At 61.6% G+C, this 20,989-nt stretch carries 19 protein-coding genes; 7 read left to right on the forward strand and 12 right to left on the reverse strand.

All coding sequences use genetic code 11. The features are described 5' to 3' along the window. Window positions 1-50: 50 nt before the first annotated feature. A complete protein-coding gene (locus J7I86_RS19680; protein WP_214822557.1) occupies window positions 51-812 on the forward strand; it encodes a DUF4191 domain-containing protein in 762 nt (253 codons plus the stop codon). A 93-nt stretch (window positions 813-905) separates the two neighbouring features. Here the strand turns inward: J7I86_RS19680 and J7I86_RS19685 are convergent, their stop codons facing one another. Further along, window positions 906-1,343, reverse strand: a complete 438-nt coding sequence (locus tag J7I86_RS19685) for an RDD family protein (protein WP_214822558.1) — start codon at window positions 1,341-1,343, stop codon at window positions 906-908. 311 nt (window positions 1,344-1,654) lie between these two features. On the opposite strand from J7I86_RS19685, the gene glnA (J7I86_RS19690) reads away from it, so the two are divergent. Further along, window positions 1,655-3,079: a type I glutamate--ammonia ligase gene (gene glnA, locus J7I86_RS19690; RefSeq protein WP_024820496.1), complete on the forward strand. Its 1,425-nt coding sequence runs from the start codon at window positions 1,655-1,657 to the stop codon at window positions 3,077-3,079. Window positions 3,080-3,150: 71 nt separating this feature from the next. On the opposite strand, the gene J7I86_RS19695 is transcribed toward glnA (J7I86_RS19690), so the two are convergent. From J7I86_RS19695 to glnA (J7I86_RS19710), 4 genes are all read right to left on the reverse strand, one after another. Continuing rightward, window positions 3,151-3,501: a hypothetical protein gene (locus J7I86_RS19695; protein ID WP_214822559.1), complete on the reverse strand. Its 351-nt coding sequence runs from the start codon at window positions 3,499-3,501 to the stop codon at window positions 3,151-3,153. A gap of 123 nt (window positions 3,502-3,624) precedes the next feature. Continuing rightward, the gene (locus tag J7I86_RS19700; RefSeq protein ID WP_396019919.1) at window positions 3,625-4,182 is read right to left on the reverse strand and encodes a GNAT family N-acetyltransferase; all 558 of its coding nucleotides are present in this window, start codon (window positions 4,180-4,182) and stop codon (window positions 3,625-3,627) included. Window positions 4,183-4,214: 32 nt separating this feature from the next. Beyond that, window positions 4,215-7,226 (reverse strand): bifunctional [glutamine synthetase] adenylyltransferase/[glutamine synthetase]-adenylyl-L-tyrosine phosphorylase, encoded by a 3,012-nt coding sequence (locus tag J7I86_RS19705; RefSeq protein ID WP_214822561.1) that lies wholly within the window; start codon window positions 7,224-7,226, stop codon window positions 4,215-4,217. A gap of 9 nt (window positions 7,227-7,235) precedes the next feature. Then, a complete protein-coding gene (glnA, locus tag J7I86_RS19710; RefSeq protein WP_142939511.1) occupies window positions 7,236-8,576 on the reverse strand; it encodes a type I glutamate--ammonia ligase in 1,341 nt (446 codons plus the stop codon). 190 nt (window positions 8,577-8,766) lie between these two features. Here glnA (J7I86_RS19710) and panB point away from each other — a divergent pair, with 190 nt between their 5' ends. After that, a complete protein-coding gene (gene panB, locus J7I86_RS19715; RefSeq protein WP_214822562.1) occupies window positions 8,767-9,672 on the forward strand; it encodes a 3-methyl-2-oxobutanoate hydroxymethyltransferase in 906 nt (301 codons plus the stop codon). 14 nt (window positions 9,673-9,686) lie between these two features. On the opposite strand, the gene J7I86_RS19720 is transcribed toward panB, so the two are convergent. Continuing rightward, a complete protein-coding gene (locus tag J7I86_RS19720; protein WP_142939513.1) occupies window positions 9,687-9,851 on the reverse strand; it encodes an SPOR domain-containing protein in 165 nt (54 codons plus the stop codon). A 108-nt stretch (window positions 9,852-9,959) separates the two neighbouring features. Here J7I86_RS19720 and map point away from each other — a divergent pair, with 108 nt between their 5' ends. The 3 genes from map (at window position 9,960) to J7I86_RS19735 (ending at window position 12,500) form a co-directional block, all read left to right on the forward strand. Further along, on the forward strand, window positions 9,960-10,838 hold the full coding sequence (map, locus tag J7I86_RS19725; RefSeq protein ID WP_214822563.1) for a type I methionyl aminopeptidase: 879 nt from the start codon (window positions 9,960-9,962) through the stop codon (window positions 10,836-10,838). A 71-nt stretch (window positions 10,839-10,909) separates the two neighbouring features. Next, entirely contained in the window at window positions 10,910-11,713 is an 804-nt protein-coding gene (gene ppgK / locus J7I86_RS19730; RefSeq protein ID WP_286180053.1) for a polyphosphate--glucose phosphotransferase, read from the forward strand. A 7-nt stretch (window positions 11,714-11,720) separates the two neighbouring features. Continuing rightward, window positions 11,721-12,500 (forward strand): SDR family oxidoreductase, encoded by a 780-nt coding sequence (locus J7I86_RS19735; protein ID WP_214822565.1) that lies wholly within the window; start codon window positions 11,721-11,723, stop codon window positions 12,498-12,500. Between the two features lie 62 nt (window positions 12,501-12,562). Here the strand turns inward: J7I86_RS19735 and nrdR are convergent, their stop codons facing one another. The 3 genes from nrdR to J7I86_RS19750 form a co-directional block, all read right to left on the reverse strand. Then, the gene (nrdR, locus tag J7I86_RS19740; protein ID WP_214822566.1) at window positions 12,563-13,060 is read right to left on the reverse strand and encodes a transcriptional regulator NrdR; all 498 of its coding nucleotides are present in this window, start codon (window positions 13,058-13,060) and stop codon (window positions 12,563-12,565) included. Between the two features lie 175 nt (window positions 13,061-13,235). Beyond that, window positions 13,236-14,600 carry a histidinol dehydrogenase gene (gene hisD / locus J7I86_RS19745; RefSeq protein ID WP_214822567.1) on the reverse strand — a complete coding sequence of 455 codons (1,365 nt, stop codon included), beginning with the start codon at window positions 14,598-14,600 and terminating at the stop codon, window positions 13,236-13,238. A gap of 4 nt (window positions 14,601-14,604) precedes the next feature. After that, entirely contained in the window at window positions 14,605-15,138 is a 534-nt protein-coding gene (locus J7I86_RS19750; protein WP_214822568.1) for a hypothetical protein, read from the reverse strand. 113 nt (window positions 15,139-15,251) lie between these two features. Here J7I86_RS19750 and J7I86_RS19755 point away from each other — a divergent pair, with 113 nt between their 5' ends. Beyond that, window positions 15,252-15,752 (forward strand): flavin reductase family protein, encoded by a 501-nt coding sequence (locus tag J7I86_RS19755; RefSeq protein ID WP_214822569.1) that lies wholly within the window; start codon window positions 15,252-15,254, stop codon window positions 15,750-15,752. Between the two features lie 19 nt (window positions 15,753-15,771). On the opposite strand, the gene dnaE is transcribed toward J7I86_RS19755, so the two are convergent. Genes dnaE through lspA form a run of 3 tightly spaced genes read right to left on the reverse strand, consistent with a single transcriptional unit; the run spans window position 15,772 to window position 20,914 of the window. After that, window positions 15,772-19,329, reverse strand: a complete 3,558-nt coding sequence (gene dnaE, locus J7I86_RS19760; RefSeq protein WP_214822570.1) for a DNA polymerase III subunit alpha — start codon at window positions 19,327-19,329, stop codon at window positions 15,772-15,774. Between the two features lie 57 nt (window positions 19,330-19,386). Next, window positions 19,387-20,313 carry an RluA family pseudouridine synthase gene (locus tag J7I86_RS19765; protein WP_214822571.1) on the reverse strand — a complete coding sequence of 309 codons (927 nt, stop codon included), beginning with the start codon at window positions 20,311-20,313 and terminating at the stop codon, window positions 19,387-19,389. Continuing rightward, the gene (gene lspA, locus J7I86_RS19770; protein WP_214822572.1) at window positions 20,306-20,914 is read right to left on the reverse strand and encodes a signal peptidase II; all 609 of its coding nucleotides are present in this window, start codon (window positions 20,912-20,914) and stop codon (window positions 20,306-20,308) included. Before lspA ends, J7I86_RS19765 begins: the two co-directional genes overlap by 8 nt. Between the last annotated feature and the right edge of the window lie 75 nt (window positions 20,915-20,989).

Consider the following 20,989-nt stretch of genomic DNA (forward strand, 5'->3'; position numbering starts at 1 on the left):
ACGTCATGGCGTCCGGTCCTTCTGCGTCCATCACGTAGAATTAAGGCACTATGGCGAACTCCTCTGATTCCAGCAATTCGACCCCCTCGGCCGACGCACCCAAGCGTGGGCTGTTCAAGCGCAAGCCCAAGGAAGCCAAGGCCAAGAAGCCGAGCCAGCTGAAGCAGATCGCTGAAGTCTTCAAGATGACCCGGCGGAATGATCCGCAGGTTGTCTGGGTCATGCTGTTGGCATTCCTTGCAGTGGTTGCCGTGGCCCTCCTCATCGGCTTCCTGCTGGAGAACTGGGTTACCGGCCTGATCATTGGTATCCCGCTGGGTCTGCTCGCGGCCGTTTTCATTCTTTCCCGTCGGGCCGAAAAGGCCGCTTTCGCGCAGATCGAGAACCAGCCGGGCGCTTCCGGCGCAGCCTTGGGTACTCTTCGCCGCGGTTGGGTAACCCAGGATCAGCCTGTTGCCGTCAACCCGCGCACTCAAGACGCCGTCTTCATGGCCATTGGCCGACCCGGCGTCGTCCTGGTCAGCGAAGGCCCCACCCACCGGGTCAAGCCCCTGGTGGATGCCGAGCGTAAGCGCCTCGCGCGTATCCTGCCCAACGTAACCATTCACGTCCTGGAATCCGGTCGCGGTGAAGGCCAGGTACCGCTGAACAAGTTGGCCAAAACCATGGGCAAACTGAAGAACGAACTCACCAAGGTGGAAGTTAACGCAGTGTCAAAGCGAATCAACTCCCTTGGAAACCGCCTGCCGATCCCCAAGGGCATTGACCCTTACAAGGCCCGCCCGGACCGCAAGGCCGCTCGCGGACGCTGATCCAAAACGGAAACCGCCCCTGTCTCTCACTAAGAGACAGGGGCGGTTTTTCGTTGACGTTGCGTTATCGCGGCGACGGCGCATCTAAAGTGCTTACATCCTGATGAGGATCGTGTTCATCGCTTTATCATGCAGGCCACGCTGGTCGGGGTCGAACACCACGGCGGGAATGACCAAGCAGAGGAGGAGGGTCCGCACCACAGCAGCCATGGGCCCGGCAGGGCCACCACCCAAGCGAACCACGTGAATGCCGGCGATCCTGTGACCAATGCTGTATCCCAGCGTTCCGATCAGGAGAATTTGCTCCGCCGCAAAAATGGCCAAGGTTGCCCACGAGTCACCGCCAAAGGCGAAATTGCTGATTACCAGGGCGATCGTCCAGTCCACCACGATGCCCAGAATGCGGCGGCCGGCGCGCGCCATGGAACCCGGGCCGGACTCGGGCAAGCCCAGCCGCTCGCCGGGATATTTGGAGATTCCGGAAGTGTCCGGGCCGCTCAACCATGAGCCAATGTCTTTTCGATCTACCACACTCCAAGCCTAACGGCTGGTATGACTGATTACCGACCCGCCGGAACGCTGAACGGCGCGCAGCGGCCCGGGTGTTCGCCCACCGGACCCGGATGGACCAGACACCGGACAGCCGACTACCGTTTACACGACAGATGATTCTGTAACCTGCCGGAAACAATACTGACACCCCCGGGAAATCCCATCTCCCTATGGTGGTATGAGTTGCCAGCCACCATGGCACGGGGATCTTTTTGTGTCTCCGGACCCTTGGAATGGGCTGCACCACGCGGCCTTCCGGGCCTGTTACTTGATATGCATAAGGAGCATAGATGTTCAAGACTGCGGACGAAGTCCTCAAGTTCATCAAAGACGAAGACGTCAAATTCGTCGATATCCGCTTCACCGACCTCCCTGGTGTCCAGCAGCACTTCAACGTGCCGGCCAAGAGCGTCGACCTCGATTTCTTCGTCCACGGCCAGCTCTTCGACGGATCTTCCATCCGCGGCTTCCAGGGCATCGCCGAGTCCGACATGCAGCTCATCCCGGATGTGACCTCGGCCTTCATCGACACCTTCCGGATCGAGAAGACGCTCGCGCTGAACTTCTCCATCGTGAACCCCCGCACGGGTGACCCTTACCACCGCGACCCCCGCGGCGTGGCTGAGAAGGCCGAAGCGTACCTGGCGTCCACCGGCATCGCCGACACCGCGTTCTTCGCTCCCGAGGCCGAGTTCTTCGTCTTCGACAACATCCAGTACGAGTCCTCCCCGCAGGGCAGCTTCTACAAGATCGACTCTGAAGAAGCGCACTGGAACACCGGCCGTAAGGAAGAGGGCGGAAACCTCGGTTACAAGACCCCCGTCAAGGGCGGTTACTTCCCGGTCTCCCCCACCGACAAGCAGGCCGACCTCCGCGACGCCATGTGCATCGAACTGGACAAGGCCGGCCTTGAGGTTGAGCGCTCCCACCACGAAGTTGGCTCCGCCGGCCAGGCTGAGATCAACTACAAGTTCACCACGCTGACCGCAGCTGCTGATGATCTGCAGAAGTTCAAGTACATCATCAAGAACACGGCCGACGCTTGGGGCAAGTCCGTCACCTTCATGCCGAAGCCTGTCTTCGGTGACAACGGCTCGGGCATGCACTGCCACCAGTCGTTGTGGAGCAACGGCGACCCGCTGTTCTATGACGAGAAGGGCTACGCAGGCCTCTCGGACATGGCTCGCTGGTACATCGGCGGCCTGCTGAAGCACTCTTCGGCAGTCCTGGCGTTCACCAACCCGACCGTCAACTCGTACCGTCGACTGGTCAAGGGCTTCGAGGCCCCCGTAAACATGGTCTACTCGCAGGGCAACCGCTCCGCCGGTATCCGTATCCCGATCACGGGCACCAACCCGAAGGCAAAGCGCATCGAGTTCCGCGCGCCGGACCCCTCGTCCAACCCGTACCTGGCATTCGCTGCCCAGCTGATGGCCGGCATCGACGGCATCCGCAACCGCATCGAACCCCCGGCTCCCATCGACAAGGACCTCTATGAGCTCCCGGCCGAGGAAGCCAAGGACATCCCCAAGGCTCCGGGCTCGCTGGAAGAAGCACTTGAGGCCCTGCGCGAGGACAACGAGTTCCTCCAGGCCGGCGGCGTCTTCACCCAGGACCTGATCGATACTTGGATTGACTACAAGTACGAGAACGAGATCCGCCCGCTGTCCCTGCGCCCGAACCCCTACGAGTTCGAGCTCTACTACGGCGTCTAGTATCACCACGTAACAAAAGAGGCCAGCCTCAGTCCCAACGGACTGAGGCTGGCCTCTTTTGTGGGCGCGGACTACTCGGACTTGCCTGCGTCGCGGTCCCTGAGATTTTTGGTGATCTCGTCCAGCTTATCCTTGACGAAACTGGCGGCCTCCGAAAGCCCCTTTTCCGCGCTGCCCAGCGGATCCAACTGAAGGTACACGTTCTTATCAATGGGCAGATCGTATTCGTCTTTCAGATGAGTACCACCGCCAACCCCGTCCAGGGACAGATAGACAAGAGCTTCGGTCCTTGCAATGCCCGCGATGGTGCCGAAAACGACGGTGAAATCATTGGGCTGAAAGCTCACAGAATGGCCCACGTGACGCCGGTCCAGTTCTCCGGCAGGAATGGCCTTCTCAGACGGATTTCCGTTGTATTCCATGTACTTCCCCTATGCGTTGAGATCAGATACACAAGAAGTCTATAAGGATACTTACCTCCTGGGGCCATCGCGTGTCATCACGCTCCACGGATGAACTGCTGACCACTGGTGGCGGAGCCGCGGTTACCCGAAAGTCTTGTACATGGTCCGCTGCGGTCCCGCGCCACCGCCCATATAGCGACCGGAGTCCACGAAGCCCGCTTTCGTATACGCCGCCAGTCCTGCAGGATTGCGCTCGTTGACCGAAAGCACGACGCCGGCCTGTCCGCCACCCAGCCTCGCCGTCAGTTTGCGCGCCTCGTCCGCTGCGGCCCGCGCAGCCGAGGTACCGAGTCCGCGTCCTTGTCTTCTTGCGTCGATAAGAAATCCCCGCAACAACCACACCGACTCGTCATCGGGCCAGCCTGCGAGCGTGGCTGCCCCGGATTGGAGGGTCAGCACCCCCACGGCGGCTCCCCCTGACTCAATGACGTATGGGAATCGGGAATCTTCTTCCAACGAGATCAGCATCATGCGCAGCGGATCTCCCACGAATTCCCGTTGCTGTGCTTCCACGGCCAACTCCGCGACCGCGCCGAGCTGGATGGCCCGGGCGTCGTCGTCGAGCATTTTGAGGGGAATCAGCCAGACATCTCCGCGCTCGTGAGGATCACCGTCGGTCGAATATTCTTCCTCTGACATAGACTCAAGCATTCCTGAAATGTCTTACCCCCTCAGTTGCCGTAGAACTCTTTCTCGAAAACACCCCGGGCACGACGACTGAGCCGCAGATAGTCCTCTTCGAAATGACCCGCGTTCCCTGGTTGGTATCCGCACCAGCGCGCCACAGCCTCCAGGTCTTTCCGTGAAGACGGCAGGAGATCTGAGGCGCGTCCTGTCACAATGACGTTGGCGGAGCGGATGCGGCTGGCGAGTCTCCATGCCTCCCGCAGCAGCGCGGCGTCGTCCTCGGAGATGTACTCCAACTTTTCCGCGACGGCCAATGCGTCCAAGGTTGACGAGGTCCTCAGCTCCGGGTGTTTTCCAGCGTGCTGGAGCTGAATCAACTGAACCAGCCATTCAACATCGCTCAGGCCGCCGCGGCCGAGCTTGACGTGCCGGGCAGGATCGGCGCCACGAGGCAGCCGTTCGGACTCCACCCGGGCCTTAACACGGCGGATCTCCCGGAGATCGTTCTCGGCGAGTTGCTCCGGGTAACGGATGGGGTCAATAAGACGGACAAAGTCGGCGGCAAGGTCATCCGAGCCTGCCATCGGGCGAGCTCGCAGAAGGGCCTGTGCCTCCCAAATGAGGGACCACCGCCGGTAGTACTCCGCGTACGATTCCAAGGACCGGACCATGGCCCCGTTCTTGCCTTCGGGACGGAGGTCGGCGTCCACCATGAGCACCCGTTCGGCCATGATGGCGGGCTTGAGCGGCTGGGTGAGAAAGCTGGAAATCTTGGCCACGATGGTGGTCGCCTGCTCCTGAGCCTCAGCATCAGTGAACCCGGGACGGGCACGGTGCACGTAGATGACGTCCGCATCCGAGCCGTAGCCAATCTCCCGTCCACCCTGTCGACCCATCGCCACCACCAGGACATCGGTTTTCAAAGGACCAGCTGCAGTGACCACAGACTCCGCCACGTGCAATGCTCCCAGAACCGCCGCCCGATCCGTTTCTGACAAGGCCAACCCCACGGCATCCTGATCGAGCAATCCAGCGCTGTCCGCAATTGCGGTTCGCAGGATCTCACGACGCCGGATCAGCCGGATCAGCCTCATGGCACTCTCGGGATCCGCATGGCGGGAAAGCTTGGACTGGATTTCCTGCCACTGGGCTTCAAACGGTATCGGCGCCAGTTCCTTGTCGCTGCCCAACCATGCAACGGATTCCGGAGATACTTCCAACAGATCCGAAATCAGCCGGGAGTTGGCAAGCACTTGGCACAGCCGCTCAGCTGCTGCTTGGGAATCCCGGAGCAGCCCCAAGTACCAGTGAGTGGTTCCGAGGGCTTCGCTGACCCTGCGGAAGGCGAGCAGTCCGGCGTCGGGGTCAACTCCCTCGGCGAGCCATCCCAAGAGAATCGGCAAGAGCTGCCTCTGCAGTGCAGCGCGTCGGCTGACGCCCGCGGTGAGTGCTTCAATATGCCGCATGGCGCCTTGAGGGTCCACATAGCCAAGTGCGGCGAGACGGCCCTGGGCAGCTTCCGGGCTGAGCTTCGCGTCTTCGCTGCTCAGCTTTGCTGCGGTGTTGAGCAGCGGCCGGTAAAAGATTCGTTCGTGGAGCTCGCGGACAGCCTTCTTGGTCTTTTGCCATGTGGCCATCAGCTGGTCAGGGTGTGGCCGCTCCAAAGCGAACGGACCCAGGACAGCTTTGGCGAGAAAGCGCTGAGCATCCTCGGCAACAGGCATGAGGTGGGTCCGACGCAACTGGAAAAGCTGGATTCTGTGCTCCAGCAGACGCAGGTAACGGTACGCGTTGTCAAAAGCCGCGGCATCCGTGCGGCCGATGTAACCTCCGGCAGAAAGGGCAGCGATGGCAGAGGTGGTATCCCTGCAACGAAGTGACTCGTCAGATTTTCCGTGCACCAGTTGCAGCAGTTGCACCGTGAATTCGACGTCGCGGAGGCCGCCACGCCCCAGCTTGATCTGACGTTGTTCCTCGGCTGCCGGGATGTGGTCGGTCACCCTGCGCCGCATGGCTTGGACCGACTCCACAAAACCCTCACGTCCCGCGGATGCCCAGACAAGAGGCTCTACGGCCTTCTCATAGCGCTGGCCCAAGTCCCGATCCCCGGCAATGGTCCGCGCCTTCAGCAGCGCCTGGAATTCCCAGCTTTCGGCCCACCGGGCGTAATAGCTCAAGTGTGAGGGCAGCGTACGAACCAGCGGGCCGGACTTTCCCTCCGGACGAAGGTTGGCGTCAACCTCCCACAGCCCCGGTTCCGGCGCTGAGGAAGAGATCGCCCTGGAAATACCGGAGGCCAAGGCAGTGCCGATGGTTGACGCGCGGGCGTCATCAACCTCCCCCGCTTCAATGACGTAAATGACGTCGACGTCGGAAATGTAGTTCAGCTCCCGGGCGCCGCATTTGCCCATGCCAATAACGGCAAGCCCGACGTCGGCGATCTCGTCCGCATCGAACTGGGCCGCAGCTTCGGCCCGGGACACAGCGAGGGCAGCCTCGATAGCCGCGCCGGCGAGGTCGGCCAGCTCCGCACCAACCGCGGGCATGAAATCTGTTGGGGAGGCGGCGCAGATATCCTTGATAGCCAGCTCAGTCAGACCGCGACGGTACGCGCTCCGCAAGGCCGCATAGGCCGGCAGGCCGGTCATTCCTGCCACGGGGCGCTGGGCCCCTGGCTCGGCTTTCACGGAGCGCAGCAGCCCGGCCCGGAGCTCTTCGTAGGAAGCCTGAACAGGCTCCGGACTGACCCGGACATTGAACACATCCAGATGTTCCGGCCGCCGCATGAGGAACTCGCCCAGCGCCTCCGAGGCACCCAGGAGCCGGTACATGGGCTCGCTGGTGTCCTGATCAGCCGCGGCCAGCTTCTTCAGAACGGGGTTCTTCTCAATCAGCCGGACCAGTGACTGGAGAGCGGTATCCGGGCTTGCGGACAAGGAAAGCCCGGCGAACAGGGCATCCTCATCTATCCCATCAAGTTCCGGGGCAGCGAGGAACCGTTCGCCTTTTTCGAGGTCACTGAATCCGGCTGAGATGAGCCGACGCGCAAGGCTCATTGCCCCGGCCTAGAGAATGCCGAGGTTGCGCTGCAACTCGTACGGGGTGACCTGGAGACGGTAGTCCTGCCACTCTGCACGCTTGTTGCGCAGGAAGTGCTCGAATACCTGCTCCCCCAGGATCTCGGCCACCAATTCGGATTCCTCCATGGCGCGGATGGCATCGTGGAGACTGGCCGGCAACGGCGCGTGCCCCATGGCCCTGCGCTCCGCGGTGGTCAATGACCATACGTCGTCTTCAGCTGCGGCAGGAAGTTCGTAGCCTTCCTCGATGCCCTTCAAACCGGCACCCAGCAGGACGGCGTATGCCAGGTAGGGGTTGGTTGCGCTGTCAATGCCACGGTATTCAATGCGTGCCGACTGGCCCTTGCCGGGCTTGTACAGCGGAACACGAACCAACGCCGAGCGGTTGTTGTGACCCCAGCTCAAGTAGCTCGGGGCTTCGCCACCGCCCCAGAGACGCTTGTAAGAATTGACGAACTGGTTGGTGACGGCCGTGAACTCAGGAGCGTGCTTGAGGATGCCGGCAATGAATTGGCGCGCAGTCTTGGACAGCTGGAACTCGGCACCGGCTTCGAAGAAAGCATTGGTGTCGCCCTCGAAGAGCGAGAAGTGGGTGTGCATGCCCGAGCCCGGGTGGTCCGTGAACGGCTTGGGCATGAAGGTGGCATATGTCCCCTGCTGAAGGGCCACTTCCTTGATGACCGTCCGGAACGTCATGATGTTGTCCGCGGTCTGAAGCGCATCCGCATAGCGGAGGTCGATCTCGTTCTGGCCCGGGCCAGCCTCGTGGTGGCTGAACTCCACCGAGATGCCCACGGATTCGAGCATGGTGACCGCAGTGCGGCGGAAGTCCTGCGCTACTCCGCCCGGCACATGGTCAAAGTAGCCTCCCTCGTCCACAGGAACAGGGGCGCTGTCCGGGCCCAAGTCCTTGGACTTCAACAGGTAGAACTCAATCTCCGGGTGGGTGTAGCAGGTAAAGCCCATGTCGGCGGCCTTCGCAAGGGTCCTTTTGAGGACATTGCGGGGGTCCGCGGCGGATGGCTCGCCGTCTGGAGTAAGGACGTCACAGAACATGCGCGAGGTCTGCTCCGTCTCTCCACGCCACGGCAGGATCTGGAAAGTGGACGGGTCAGGCTGCGCGAGCATGTCCGACTCGAACACGCGGGCCAGGCCTTCGATGGCCGAACCGTCAAAGCCAAGGCCCTCTTCAAAGGCACCCTCAACTTCGGCCGGCGCAAGCGCCACCGATTTAAGGGAACCCACGACGTCGGTGAACCACAAGCGTACGAAGCGCACGTCACGCTCTTCGATTGTCCGCAGAACGAACTCTTGCTGGCGGTCCATAGGGCCTCTTTTCCGATTCAGTGTCCATGCCGCTGGTTTCAAGGGGTAGAAGCCACGGCAGCTCAGCCTTCACTCTACTAAGAGTTCCGTGCTAATGCCGCAGCAGTAGCTGCGCGTAACACAGCGTTTACATTAGGTGATGCCGGGCACACTGGTGGCAGCCGCCGTCGGCACCGCTTAGGCTCTATCCATGGCCCCAAGCAACCTTCCTGAGTCCACCACGCCCGCCGAAGTTCCCGCACCCTACGGCACGGGCCCAGCAGCGGCGGCCAACGTGCCGACGGCGGCCGGCAGGAAGCCCATCAGCCGGGTCCGCATTCCCCACCTCCAGCAGGCCAAGGACAACGGCGAACACTTTGCCATGCTGACGGCATATGAGCAGTACACGGCCGAGATCTTTGACCAGGCCGGAATCGAAGTCCTCCTTGTGGGCGATTCCGCGTCCAACAATGTCTTCGGAAATGAGACGAGCCTTCCCGTCACCGTGGACGAGCTCCTGCCCTTGACGCGGGCAGTCAGCAGGGCTGCCAAACGGGCACTGGTAGTGGCGGACCTGCCTTTCGGCAGCTACGAAGTTTCGCCCGGACAAGCAGTTGCCACCGGCGTCCGGTTCCTCAAGGAAGGCCTGGCACACGCCGTCAAAATCGAGGGAACCGCTTACTACGCCGAGACCGTCAAGGCCATGGTCCAGGCGGGAATCCCCGTCATGGCCCACATCGGATTCACCCCCCAAAGCGAGCATTCCCTCGGCGGATACCGCGTTCAGGGCCGTGGCGATGACGCTCAGCGTCTCGTGGACGACGCCGTCGCGCTGCAGGACGCGGGCGCTTTCAGTGTCCTCATGGAAATGGTGCCTGCCGAGACCGCAGCCGCTGTGGATGCGGCCTTGCGGGTCCCCACCGTGGGTATCGGCGCCGGCAAGAGCACCACGGGGCAGGTCCTCGTATGGCAGGACATGGCCGGTCTGCGGGGCGGCAAGATGGCCAAATTCGTCAAGCAATACGCAGACCTTCGCACCACACTCAGCGATGCCGCCGCCGCCTACGGGGAGGAAGTTCGCTCCGGTCAGTTCCCCGGACCGGAGCACTCCTTCTAGTCCTCGTCCCGGGCCTAGTCGTCGTCCTGAGCGTCCCAGGCGTCATTGCGCGCTTTGACCTTCTCCAAGGCGTGCTCAGCCTCTTCCCTGGTTTTATAGGGGCCAATCAGCTGAGACCAATCGGACATCGCATCCTCTTCGATCTCGTGCGTTTTGACGTTGTACCAGTACTCCGTCACGTCTCCTCCTCCATCGCGGGGCCCTTCGACGCGTAACGTTGGCGGGGTCACAGGAACCCGGCCTCACTTTGTTACTTACGTCTCTTGTGTGCCTTATATGATCAATCTATGCCTTCTCTTGCTTCGACTGCACCCATTGGCGCCCTCACACCGGGAACCATCAGCCCTGAACGACCCGTCCCGGCGTCGATTCCCAGGCCGGAGTACGTAGGCAAGAAGGCGCCCGCCAAGTTCACCGGCTCCGAAGTGAAGTCTCCGGAGACCATCGAAAAGATCCGGATTGCCGGAAAGATCGCTGCACAAGCGATCGCTGAGGTGGGCAAGCACATCCAACCCGGCGTCACCACGGACCAGCTGGACAAAGTGGGGCACGAGTTCCTCCTGGATCACCATGCCTACCCTTCCACGCTCGGCTATCGAGGGTTCCCCAAATCGCTGTGTTCCTCCCTCAACGAAGTTATTTGCCACGGAATCCCCGATTCCACCGAGCTCCAGGATGGCGACATCCTGAATATTGACATCACAGCCTTCATCAATGGAGTGCACGGGGATACTAATTACACTTTCCTGGTTGGCGACGTGGATGAAGAATCCCGTTTGCTGGTTGAGCGTACGCAGGAGTCGCTCAACCGGGCCATCAAGGCTGTGGCCCCTGGCCGCGAAATCAACGTAATAGGCCGAGCCATCCAGTCCTACGCCAAACGCTTCGGCTATGGCGTAGTTAGGGATTTCACCGGCCACGGCGTGGGTGAGGCCTTTCACACCGGCCTCATCATTCCGCATTACGACGCAGCCCCGGCGTACAACACCGTGATCGAGGCAGGCATGGTTTTCACCATCGAACCCATGCTGACCCTTGGCACCATCGAATGGGAAATGTGGGCCGACGACTGGACTGTTGTCACTAAGGACCACAAGCGCACGGCCCAATTCGAACACACCCTGCTGGTCACCGAGACCGGCGCGGAAATCCTTACCCTTCCCTAGCTCTCCGGAAGGTCCACGCAGCCCGGGCGGCTGCGCCATGCCCATCCCCTCCTGCCATGATCGGAAATGCATTGTCCAAGAAGGATGAGAAGACCCACAAGAACGCCCCGTTGATCGGTATCGACATCGGTGGCACAGGCATCAAGGGCGGCATTGTCGACCTGAAGAAGGGCAAGCTGATAGGCGACCGCTTCCGCGTTCCCACTCCCCAGCCCGCCACCCCTGAGGCTGTTGCTGAGGTAGTCGCCCAAATCGTTGAGGAACTCTCCAGCCGTCCCGACGCCCCGGCAGCGGACACACCGGTGGGTGTGACCTTCCCCGGCATCATCCAGCACGGCGTGGTCAACTCTGCGGCCAACGTGGACAAGACCTGGCTTAGCACCGACATCGACGCCACCTTCACCAAGCGCCTGGGCCGCCCGGTAGAGGTCATTAATGACGCCGACGCAGCAGGCCTCGCCGAAGCCCGTTATGGTGCCGGCGAGGGCGTGGACGGCACTGTCCTGGTGATCACCCTGGGTACCGGGATCGGCTCGGCATTCATCTTCAATGGACAGTTGGTCCCCAACGCCGAACTGGGCCACCTGGAAGTGGACGGACACGACGCCGAGACCAAGGCCTCCGCTGTTGCCCGCGAACGCGATGGCCTGAGCTGGGACGAGTACGGTGTCCTGTTGAACCGCTACCTCCAGCATGTTGAGTTCCTGTTTTCCCCCGAACTCTTCATTGTGGGTGGCGGCATTTCAAAGCGCTCCGATGAGTACTTCCCGCACCTACAGCTGCGCACCGAAATCGTCACGGCGAAGTTGAAGAACGACGCCGGGATCGTGGGCGCGGCCCTTGAGGTCGCTTTGCACCACAAGCTCGCGAAGTAGCCGCGGCATGGCAGAGCAGCCGACTACTGCCCGGCCCACCAATCCGGGCGTCGCGATCGTCACTGGCGCCAGCCGCGGGATCGGTGCCGCCGTGGCAAAAGCCGCGGCTGCTGCCGGCTATGACGTCGTCGTCAACTACTCTGCAGACAGCGAAGGCGCAGAGACGGTAGTCAATGACATCCTGACCCGGGGCGGCAAAGCAGTCAGCATGCAAGCCGATGTCAGCCAAGCCGCCGACGTCGGGCGTTTGTTCGAGGCCGCTGCCGGTCGGGGTACGCTGACCGCCGTCATCAACCACGCCGCCATTACCGGGAACCTGATCGGCGCCCTGGCTGAAGTACCGGTGGAAACGGTGCAGCGGGTTGTTGATGTCAACGTCTCCGGGATGATTTTCATGTGCCAAGAGGCCGTTCGGAGGCTCTCCACGCACAATGGCGGCAGCGGCGGATCCATCATCAACATCTCCTCCACAGCCACCAAGGCCGGCTCACCCGGAACCTGGGTCCACTACGCGGCCACCAAGGGCGCCGTTGACGTCCTGACGGTGGGTCTGGCAGCAGAAGTGGCCAAGCAGGGCATCCGCGTCAACGCCGTTGCCCCCGGGAGCACCAACACCGGCCTCCATGCAGCGGCCGGAATGCCGGACCGGGTGGAGAAGTTGAACCCCACCATTCCGATGGGGCGCGGGGCTGAACCGGAAGAGGTGGCTGCGGCCGTGATGTGGCTGATGTCCGACGGTGCCGGCTACATTACAGGGGCAGTGCTCCCTGTGTCCGGCGGACGCTAGCACCGGGTTCAAGATTGATGCCGGTGGCGGCTGCGGCTTCCCCTCCGCTACCGCCACCGGAGCTAGAGTTGGCTCTTTTCCGAACCTGTGCCTTTAGCGCCTGCCTTGGCTTCTTCTGCCTCGTGGCGGAGCAGCGAGATGGCTGACTCGAAGTCTTCCAAAGACTCGAACGCCTGATAAACACTCGCAAATCGAAGGTACGCCACTTCATCAAGTTTCCGCAGCGGACCCAGGATGGCCAGCCCCACCTCATGGGCGTCGATCTCCGCCGCGCCCGAGGAACGAATATTCTCCTCGACTTCCTGGGCAAGCATGGCCAGATCGTCTTCGGTTACCGGACGCCCCTGGCATGCCTTACGGACTCCACTGATGACCTTGATCCGACTGAACGGTTCACCGACGCCCGACCTCTTGATGACGGACAGGCTGGTGGTCTCCACCGTGGTGAAGCGGCGTCCGCATTCGGGGCATTGGCGGCGACGGCGGATGGAGGAGCCGTCGTCAGCCATGCGGCTGTCCACGACGCGGGAGTCGGGATTCCGGCAGAACGGACAATACACGCTGGGCCTCCCCTGACAGCTCCGGCACGGAATCGAAAGCGGCGGGACGCCGGATACGCAAAAGGTGCCGGAAGATTCTCTTCCGGCACCAGTTTACGGTCCGCCACACTGTAATGACAAGCGTGTAACTACTACATGTAGTGGTGGTGACCCTTATATGTAGTGGTTAACGCGCTCAAGCGAAGCGGATCCGGACAGCATCGCCGTGGCCGGGAAGGTCCTCAGCACCGGACAGGCTCACAATATGTCCGCTGACCTGCTCCAAAGCGGCGCGGTCATAGTTGATGACCTGAACCGCGCGGAGGAACGTGGTGACGTTGAGCCCCGACGAGAAAGCCGCCGTCCCGCTGGTGGGCAGCACGTGATTGGAGCCCGCGCAGTAGTCCCCCAAGCTCACCGGGCTGAAATCGCCCACAAAAATCGCCCCCGCGTTACGGATGCGGGACGCAACGGCGGCGGCGTCCGCGGTCATGATTTCCAGGTGTTCAGCGGCGTACGCATTGCAGACGGCGATACCCTGCTCAAGATCATCCACCAGGACCACACCGGACTGCGGTCCGGTCAAAGCCTCAAGGACGCGGGAACTGTGCTTGGTTGCGCCGGCTTGGCGTGCCAGTTCAAGCACGACGGCGTCAGCCAGCTCCGGGGAGTCCGTCACCAGGACGGAAGCTGCCTTGGGGTCATGCTCGGCTTGGCTGATGAGATCAGCGGCCACCAAGGGCGCCTGTGCCGTGGAGTCGGCGAGGATAGCGATCTCCGTGGTTCCTGCCTCGGAGTCGATGCCCACCACGCCCTTTACCAGCCGCTTGGCTGTGGCAACGAAGATGTTTCCGGGTCCCGTGACCACGTCAACAGGCTCAATGGGCAACTCGTCTCCGGTTCCCGGGATGCCGTAAGCAAACGAAACAATCGCCTGTGCACCACCGATGGCGTACACCTCATCGATGCCCAGAAGCTTGGCGGCGGCCAGGATGGTGGGGTGCGGGAGGCCACCAAAGTCTTTCTGCGGCGGGGAGGCCAACGCAATGGACTCGACCCCGGCGGCAACCGCAGGAACGACGTTCATGATGACCGAGGACGCCAAGGGAGCGAGCCCGCCGGGAACGTAGAGTCCAACGCGCCCCACCGGAATCCAGTTTTGGCTGACAACAGCGCCGTCGCCCAGTTCAACCTCAATGTTTGCAGGGCGCTGCCGGTCTGCAAACTGCCGGGCGCGGTTGATGGACTCCTCCAAGGCGGCACGGACCTTGGGATCAAGTTCGGTCAGGGCCCGGGTGAGCGCCTCTGCCGGAACCCGGGGGTGGGACTGCTCCACGCCGTCGAATTTGCCGGCCAGTTCACCCAAGGCGACGAAGCCACGGCTACGGACATCGGAAATGATGTCCAGGACCTTCTGCTCCGCGTCCGCCATGGTCTGATGCTGCGCCCTGGGCACAGCCGCACGCAGCTCCGCCAAGGAGAGGTGGCGACCCCGGAAGTCGATGCTCCGGAAGTCAAGGGCGTCAGTGGAGGGGGCGGAGGTATCCGAGGAAGTGGTCACCCGGCTATTTTACGGGCTTCTTTGACAGAACCCCGAACAGAGCCAGGACAAACGTGATGAAGGCGATCGCAGCGGGCCACAGAACCAGCACGGCGTAAGAGCGAAGCGTGAAACCAAACCCCGGGCCGAGGGCCGGGTCCGGGGCTGGACCCAGTAACTGAGCCGTAAGCAACCCCACGAGCCACGCGATGAGAGCTCCCAAGGCGCCGCCAACAAGAGCAAATGTCAAGCGGCGGCCGGAGCCCTCACTCTGCAGCTTTCCATCAAGCATGACCCCGGTAAGACATCCTGCCAGCAGCATCAGGGCTCCCAGGACCAGGTCGCGCGGGAGCCAGGAATCAGGATTAGCCGCGTTGGCCAGATCGGGATTGCCCGAGACCAGGTTCAAACCGCCTGGGGCGAGCAGCCACCAGATTACCCCGGCCACCAGGCCCAAAGCAGCAGGAAGAATCAGCCAAAGAACATCCTTCGACCGCCGGGGTTTCGAGGCGGACATCGGTTCTGCAACGGCTGGGACGTGCACGGTGGGCTCGGTCATGCATCTCACATTAACAAAGGTTCACACCTACCCAATAAAATGTGGGGCTCGCAGTACGGGAGGAATACTCTGAAGGAGAGATGTACCGTCGCCAGAGTTCAGGAGAATGCCCCGTGTCCAGCGAACCATCCGGCTTCGATCAGACTTTCAGGGAAATGTTCCGCCGGCATGCTGCCGGGGTGGCGATCATCACCGCGAACCTCAACGGAAACCCGTTTGGATTCACGGCCACGTCCGTGGCTTCCCTTTCCGCCGAGCCGCCCCGCTTCACCTTCAATATGGCCAGGAGTTCCAGTTCCTGGCCGGCTGTAGCAAACGCGGAGTACATCGGAGTCCACATGTTGGGGCTGGAAAACCAAGCCCTCGCCAATCGCTTCGCACGGACGCGCGATCGGTTCGACGGCGATCACTGGGAACCTGGCCCCCACGATGTCCCCATCCTCAAGGACGTCAGCGGCTGGCTGGTAGGCAGGATCCAGATGCGCCTGTCCTTCGAGAACAACGCAGTAGTGGTGGTGGAGGTCGTTGACGGGCAAGTCGGCGAGGACGGCACTCCCCTGCTCTACCACAGTGGCGGCTATAGCAAGCCTGCCCCGCTCGACTACGAAATTTGAGCTGGAGGCGGCCGGCCTGCTAGTTATCCAGGCAGGCCGGACCCAGCAGCACTTTGAGGTCACCGAACAATGATGGGCTCGGATTGACCCTCATGTGGACCGGCAAGCCCATGACCTCCACCTTCGTATCGCCCATCAGTTTGAGCCGGACTTCCGAGTTCCCGCGGTGGGTGCGCAGCACATCACGCAGGTCCGTTACTACTGCTTCGGTGGCCTTGAAGGTCGGGATGGTGATCACCACGGGACCGTTCACGCTTTCGCTGAGGTCCGGCACGGAAAGTTCCATGCAGTTCAGAGTGACAGCACCGTCATCGCGGCGTTGCAGCCGTCCCTTGACCACAACAATCAAGTCCTCAGCCAGGACCGAGGCAATGGGCCCGTACACCTGGCCGAAGAACATGACTTCCATGGAAGCACCGAGGTCTTCTATCTCTGCCCGGGCGTAGGCGTTCCCGCTGGCCTTGGCGATCCTGCGGCTCAGCGAGGTGATCATGCCGGCAATGGTGACGATTGCACCGTCGTGCGGTCCGTCCTCGGCGATGATCGACGTGATGGACTGTTCCGCGTGCTGGCTGAGCACGCCTTCCAGACCCTGCAGGGGATGGTCTGAAACGTAAAGGCCCAGCATGTCCCGTTCGAAGGACAGTTTGTCCTTCTTCTCCCACTCGGGCAGGTCCGGGATCTCGGTGGTCAGCGACGCTTCAGGCTCTTGGTCTTCAAAGCCCGCGAAAAGATCGAACTGGCCGATTGCTTCGTTTCGTTTGAGCGTGATCACCGAATCAATGGCTTCTTCGTGGATCATCGCCAAAGCACGCCGATGGTGGCCCAGCGAATCGAACGCTCCGGCTTTGATCAGCGATTCGATGGTGCGCTTGTTGCACACCACGGCGGGAACCTTGAGGAGGAAGTCCTTGAAGGACGTGTACTTGCCCTCGGAAGTGCGGGCGGCCACCATGGCATCCACCACATTGACGCCCACGTTGCGGATGGCGCCCATGCCGAAACGGATGTCCGTTCCCACCGGGGTGAAGTTCAGCGAAGATTCATTCACATCCGGCGGGAGGACAGTGATGCCCATCCTGCGACACTCGTTGAGGTAGATGGCCGACTTGTCCTTGTCATCACCCACGGAGGTCAAAAGGGCGGCCATGTACTCCGGTGCGTAGTGCGCCTTCAGGTATGCCGTCCAGTAGGAGATCACGCCGTACGCTGCCGAGTGGGCCTTGTTGAAGGCGTAGTCGGAGAACGGGAGCAAAATGTCCCAGAGCGTCTTGACGGCGGCCATGGAGTAACCGTTGTCCTGCATGCCTTGAGAGAAGCCGGCGAACTGCTTGTCCAGCTCGGACTTCTTTTTCTTACCCATGGCGCGGCGGAGGATGTCTGCCTGGCCGAGCGAGTAGCCGGCCAGCTTCTGGGCTACGGCCATGACCTGCTCCTGATACACAATCAGGCCGAAGGTCCCGCCGAGAATCTCCTTGAGCGGTTCTTCCAACTCCGGGTGAATGGGAATTACTTCCTGGATCCCGTTCTTGCGCAGCGCGTAGTCGGTGTGGGCGTTGGCGCCCATGGGACCAGGCCGGTACAGCGCAAGAACTGCGGAGATGTCTTCGAAGTTGTCAGGCTTCATGAGCTTGAGCAGGGACCGCATGGGACCGCCGTCGAGCTGGAACACACCCAAGGTGTCACCGCGGGCCAGGAGTTCGTAGGACGCGGCGTCGTCGAGTTCCAGATTTTCCAGATCCAGGTCAACGCCGCGGTTCATCTTGATGTTTTCCAGGGCATCGGAAATGATCGTCAGGTTTCTCAGGCCCAGGAAGTCCATCTTGATCAGGCCGAGGCCTTCGGACGTCGGGTAATCAAACTGGGTGATGACCTGGCCGTCCTGGAAACGGCGCATGATGGGAATGACATCGATGATGGGGTCCGAGGACATGATGACGCCGGCAGCGTGAACGCCCCACTGGCGCTTCAGGCCCTCGATGCCCAAAGCAGTCTCGAAGACCTTGGCGGCCTCAGGATCGTTGGCGATCAGTTGGCGGAAGTCCCCTGCTTCGCTGTAGCGCTTGGACTCCGGGTTCTGGATGTCCGCCAGCGGAATGTCCTTGGCCATGACGGCAGGCGGAAGGGCCTTGGTGAGTGTCTCGCCCATGCTGAACGGGTAGCCAAGCACACGGGAGGAGTCCTTGAGCGCCTGCTTGGTCTTGATGGTTCCGTACGTGACGATCATGGCCACGCGTTCATCGCCGTACTTCTTGGTGACGTAGTCGATCACCTCGGAGCGGCGGCGATCATCGAAGTCGACGTCGAAGTCGGGCATGGAAACACGGTCCGGGTTGAGGAACCGTTCAAAGATCAGGCCGTGCTGCAGGGGGTCAAGATCGGTGATGCGCATGGCATAAGCCACCATGGAACCTGCACCCGAACCACGGCCGGGCCCTACACGGATGCCGTTGTTCTTGGCCCAGTTGATGAAGTCGGCAACCACCAGGAAGTACCCGGGGAATCCCATGGACGTGATGACGCCCAGCTCGTAGTCCGCCTGCTTCCGGACCTTGTCAGGAATGCCTTGTGGGTACCGGTACTTCAGGCCGGTATCCACTTCCTTGACCAGCCAGGAGGTCTCGTCTTCCCCGGGAGGGCAAGGGAAGCGCGGCATGTAGTTGGCCCCGGTGTTGAAAGAAACTTCGCAGCGCTCGGCGATGAGCAGCGTGTTGTCGCAGGCTTCAGGGTGATCCCGGAAAAGCTCCCGCATTTCCTGCGGCGACTTCAGGTAATAGCCACTGCCGGAGAACGCGAAGCGCGAACCACCGTTGTCATACGTCGGTTCCAGAAGCGTGGAACCGGATTGGATCGCCAACAACGCTTCGTGGGCCTTGGCGTCGTGCTCATGGGTGTAGTGGAGGTCATTGGTGGCCACCAGCGGAAGGTTGAGTTCCTTGGCCAGGCGCAGGAGGTCTCCGGTAACACGGCGTTCAATGTCCAACCCGTGGTCCATCAACTCGCAGAAGTAGTTCTCCGCTCCAAAAATATCGCGGAACTCTCCAGCAGCCTCTACAGCCTCGCGGTAGAGGCCCAACCGAAGTTTGGTCTGGACCTCTCCGGACGGGCATCCTGTGGTGGCGATCAGACCCTCGGAGTAAGTGTTGAGCAGTTCCCGGTCCAGCCGCGGCCACTTACCAAAAACAGAGTCCAGTGAAGCAATGGAAGAAGCCCTGAAGAGGTTCCGCATCCCCACGTTGTTATAGCTCAGGAGCGTCATGTGGGTGTACGAGCCACCACCGGAGACGTCGTCCTTGCGCTGGCTCTCATCGCCCCAACGCACGCGCTCCTTGTCCCCGCGTGCGGTGCCGGGGGTTACATAGGCTTCGACGCCGATGATCGGCTTGATGCCCTTATCCGTGGCTTTGCGCCAGAAGTCGAACGCACCGAACAGGTATCCGTGGTCCGTAGTGGCCAGGGCGGGCATGCCCAACCGTTCGGTTTCATCAAAAAGTTCACCGAGCCGGGCAGCTCCATCCAGCATGGAGTATTCGGTATGGGTGTGCAGATGGACGAACGAATCATTGCTGGAAGTCACCACGACAGTCTACCGTCCCGGGTCAGACAGAAATCGGACCCGGGCAGTGAAATCCGTCTATGCGGAGCCAGTGGCCAGCAGATCCAGAGCGTACTGGAGGTCCGCCGGATACTCGCTGCTGACTTCCACCCAATCGCCCGTGCGGGGGTGCGTGAATCCAAGTTGACGGGCGTGGAGCCACTGCCGGGTCAGCCCCAGTGTGGCTGCAAGGCGCGGATCCGCTCCGTAGGTGAGATCGCCGGCACAAGGATGCCGCAACGCTGAGAAGTGAACGCGGATCTGGTGGGTGCGCCCCGTCTCCAGATGCACTTCCATCAGTGTTGCCTTGCCGAAGGCTTCCAGGACCTCGTAGTGGGTCACTGACGGCCGGCCGTCCTCGATGACGGCGAACCGCCAGTCATGGCCGGGATGGCGTCCGATCGGGGCATCAATGGTGCCTTGGAGAGGATCAGGCAGGCCCTGAACAACTGCGTGGTAGACCTTGTCCACGGTGCGTTCCTTGAACGCCCTTTTCAGCACCGTGTAGGCGTTCTCAGTCTTGGCCACCACCATGACACCGGACGTTCCCACGTCAAGCCTATGAACGATCCCTGCGCGCTCGGGCGCCCCCGACGTCGAAATTCGGTAACCGGCACCGGCGAGTCCTCCCACTACTGTGGGGCCTACCCAACCCGGTGATGGATGTGCCGCGACCCCCACCGGTTTGTCGATGACTACGAATTCCTCGTCGTCCAGCAGGATCTTCAGGCCTTCCACAACTTCCTCCACGACTTCCAAGGGATCCGGCCGCTCGGGAACCGTGACATCAAGCAATGCGCCGGCAACGAGCTTTGCCGATTTGCCCAGCGCAACTCCGCCGCTGGTGACGTTTCCTTCTGAAATCAGCAATGCTGCTGCCGACCGGGAAATGTCCAGGAGCTGCGCTAGACCGGCGTCAACGCGTACCCCGGCCAGCTCTTCGGGCACCACTACGGACCTACTCACCAGCAGGCTCCCCGGTGGTCCCGCCGGCGGCTTTGGCATCTTTGGGCGGCTTTGGTGCGGCAACGTGACGCGTTCCGTCCATGCCGATCCCCCGCAGTGTCAGGAGACAGATAATAACGACGCCGGACACCACCGCCGAGTCTGCGATGTTGAAGATGGCAAAATTCGGCAGCTGAATAAAGTCGACCACATGCCCCATGGCGAAGGACGGCTCCCGGAAGAGGCGGTCCGTCAGATTGCCGAGGGCGCCTCCCAGGAGCAGGCCGAGGGAAAGCGCCCACCAGGCCGAGCCCAACTTTCTCAATTGAAAAAGAATCGCTACCGAGACGGCTGCCATGACGATCGTGAAGATCCACGTCACGTTCTCTCCGATGGAAAATGCTGCCCCGGAATTGCGGATGTAGTACCAGTGCAGCAGCGGAGGCAGCACCGGAATGCGCTCCCCCTCTGTCATGGTGCTGGTCACCCAGAGTTTGGTGAGTTGGTCAAAAACGTAGGCGAACACGGCGAAGCCAGCGAAGAGCCAGAGCATGGCAGGACGCCACTTACGGCGCTCGGTGGGCGTCGGCTGTGTGGCGTCAGCGGTGAAGTCGTCGGTCATAGTGCTTTCATTCGGGAAGCGTGCGGGGTGCTGTCAGTCCTTTAACAGCGAAAGCCGGTGACCGAGGAATCCTCA

The sequence above is a fragment of the Arthrobacter sp. ISL-95 genome, from assembly GCF_018613695.1.
Taxonomy (GTDB): Bacteria; Actinomycetota; Actinomycetes; order Actinomycetales; family Micrococcaceae; genus Arthrobacter.

Bases quoted from the DNA above. Each gene is read 5' to 3' on its own strand.
- J7I86_RS19680 (WP_214822557.1), top strand. From the start codon at position 51: ATGGCGAACTCCTCTGATTCCAGCAATTCGACCCCCTCGGCCGACGCA.
- glnA (WP_024820496.1), top strand. From the start codon at position 1,655: ATGTTCAAGACTGCGGACGAAGTCCTCAAGTTCATCAAAGACGAAGAC.
- J7I86_RS19695 (WP_214822559.1), bottom strand. From the start codon at position 3,501: ATGGAATACAACGGAAATCCGTCTGAGAAGGCCATTCCTGCCGGAGAA.
- J7I86_RS19700 (WP_396019919.1), bottom strand. From the start codon at position 4,182: ATGTCAGAGGAAGAATATTCGACCGACGGTGATCCTCACGAGCGCGGA.
- J7I86_RS19705 (WP_214822561.1), bottom strand. From the start codon at position 7,226: ATGAGCCTTGCGCGTCGGCTCATCTCAGCCGGATTCAGTGACCTCGAA.
- glnA (WP_142939511.1), bottom strand. From the start codon at position 8,576: ATGGACCGCCAGCAAGAGTTCGTTCTGCGGACAATCGAAGAGCGTGAC.
- panB (WP_214822562.1), top strand. From the start codon at position 8,767: ATGGCCCCAAGCAACCTTCCTGAGTCCACCACGCCCGCCGAAGTTCCC.
- map (WP_214822563.1), top strand. From the start codon at position 9,960: ATGCCTTCTCTTGCTTCGACTGCACCCATTGGCGCCCTCACACCGGGA.
- J7I86_RS19735 (WP_214822565.1), top strand. From the start codon at position 11,721: ATGGCAGAGCAGCCGACTACTGCCCGGCCCACCAATCCGGGCGTCGCG.
- J7I86_RS19750 (WP_214822568.1), bottom strand. From the start codon at position 15,138: ATGACCGAGCCCACCGTGCACGTCCCAGCCGTTGCAGAACCGATGTCC.
- lspA (WP_214822572.1), bottom strand. From the start codon at position 20,914: ATGACCGACGACTTCACCGCTGACGCCACACAGCCGACGCCCACCGAG.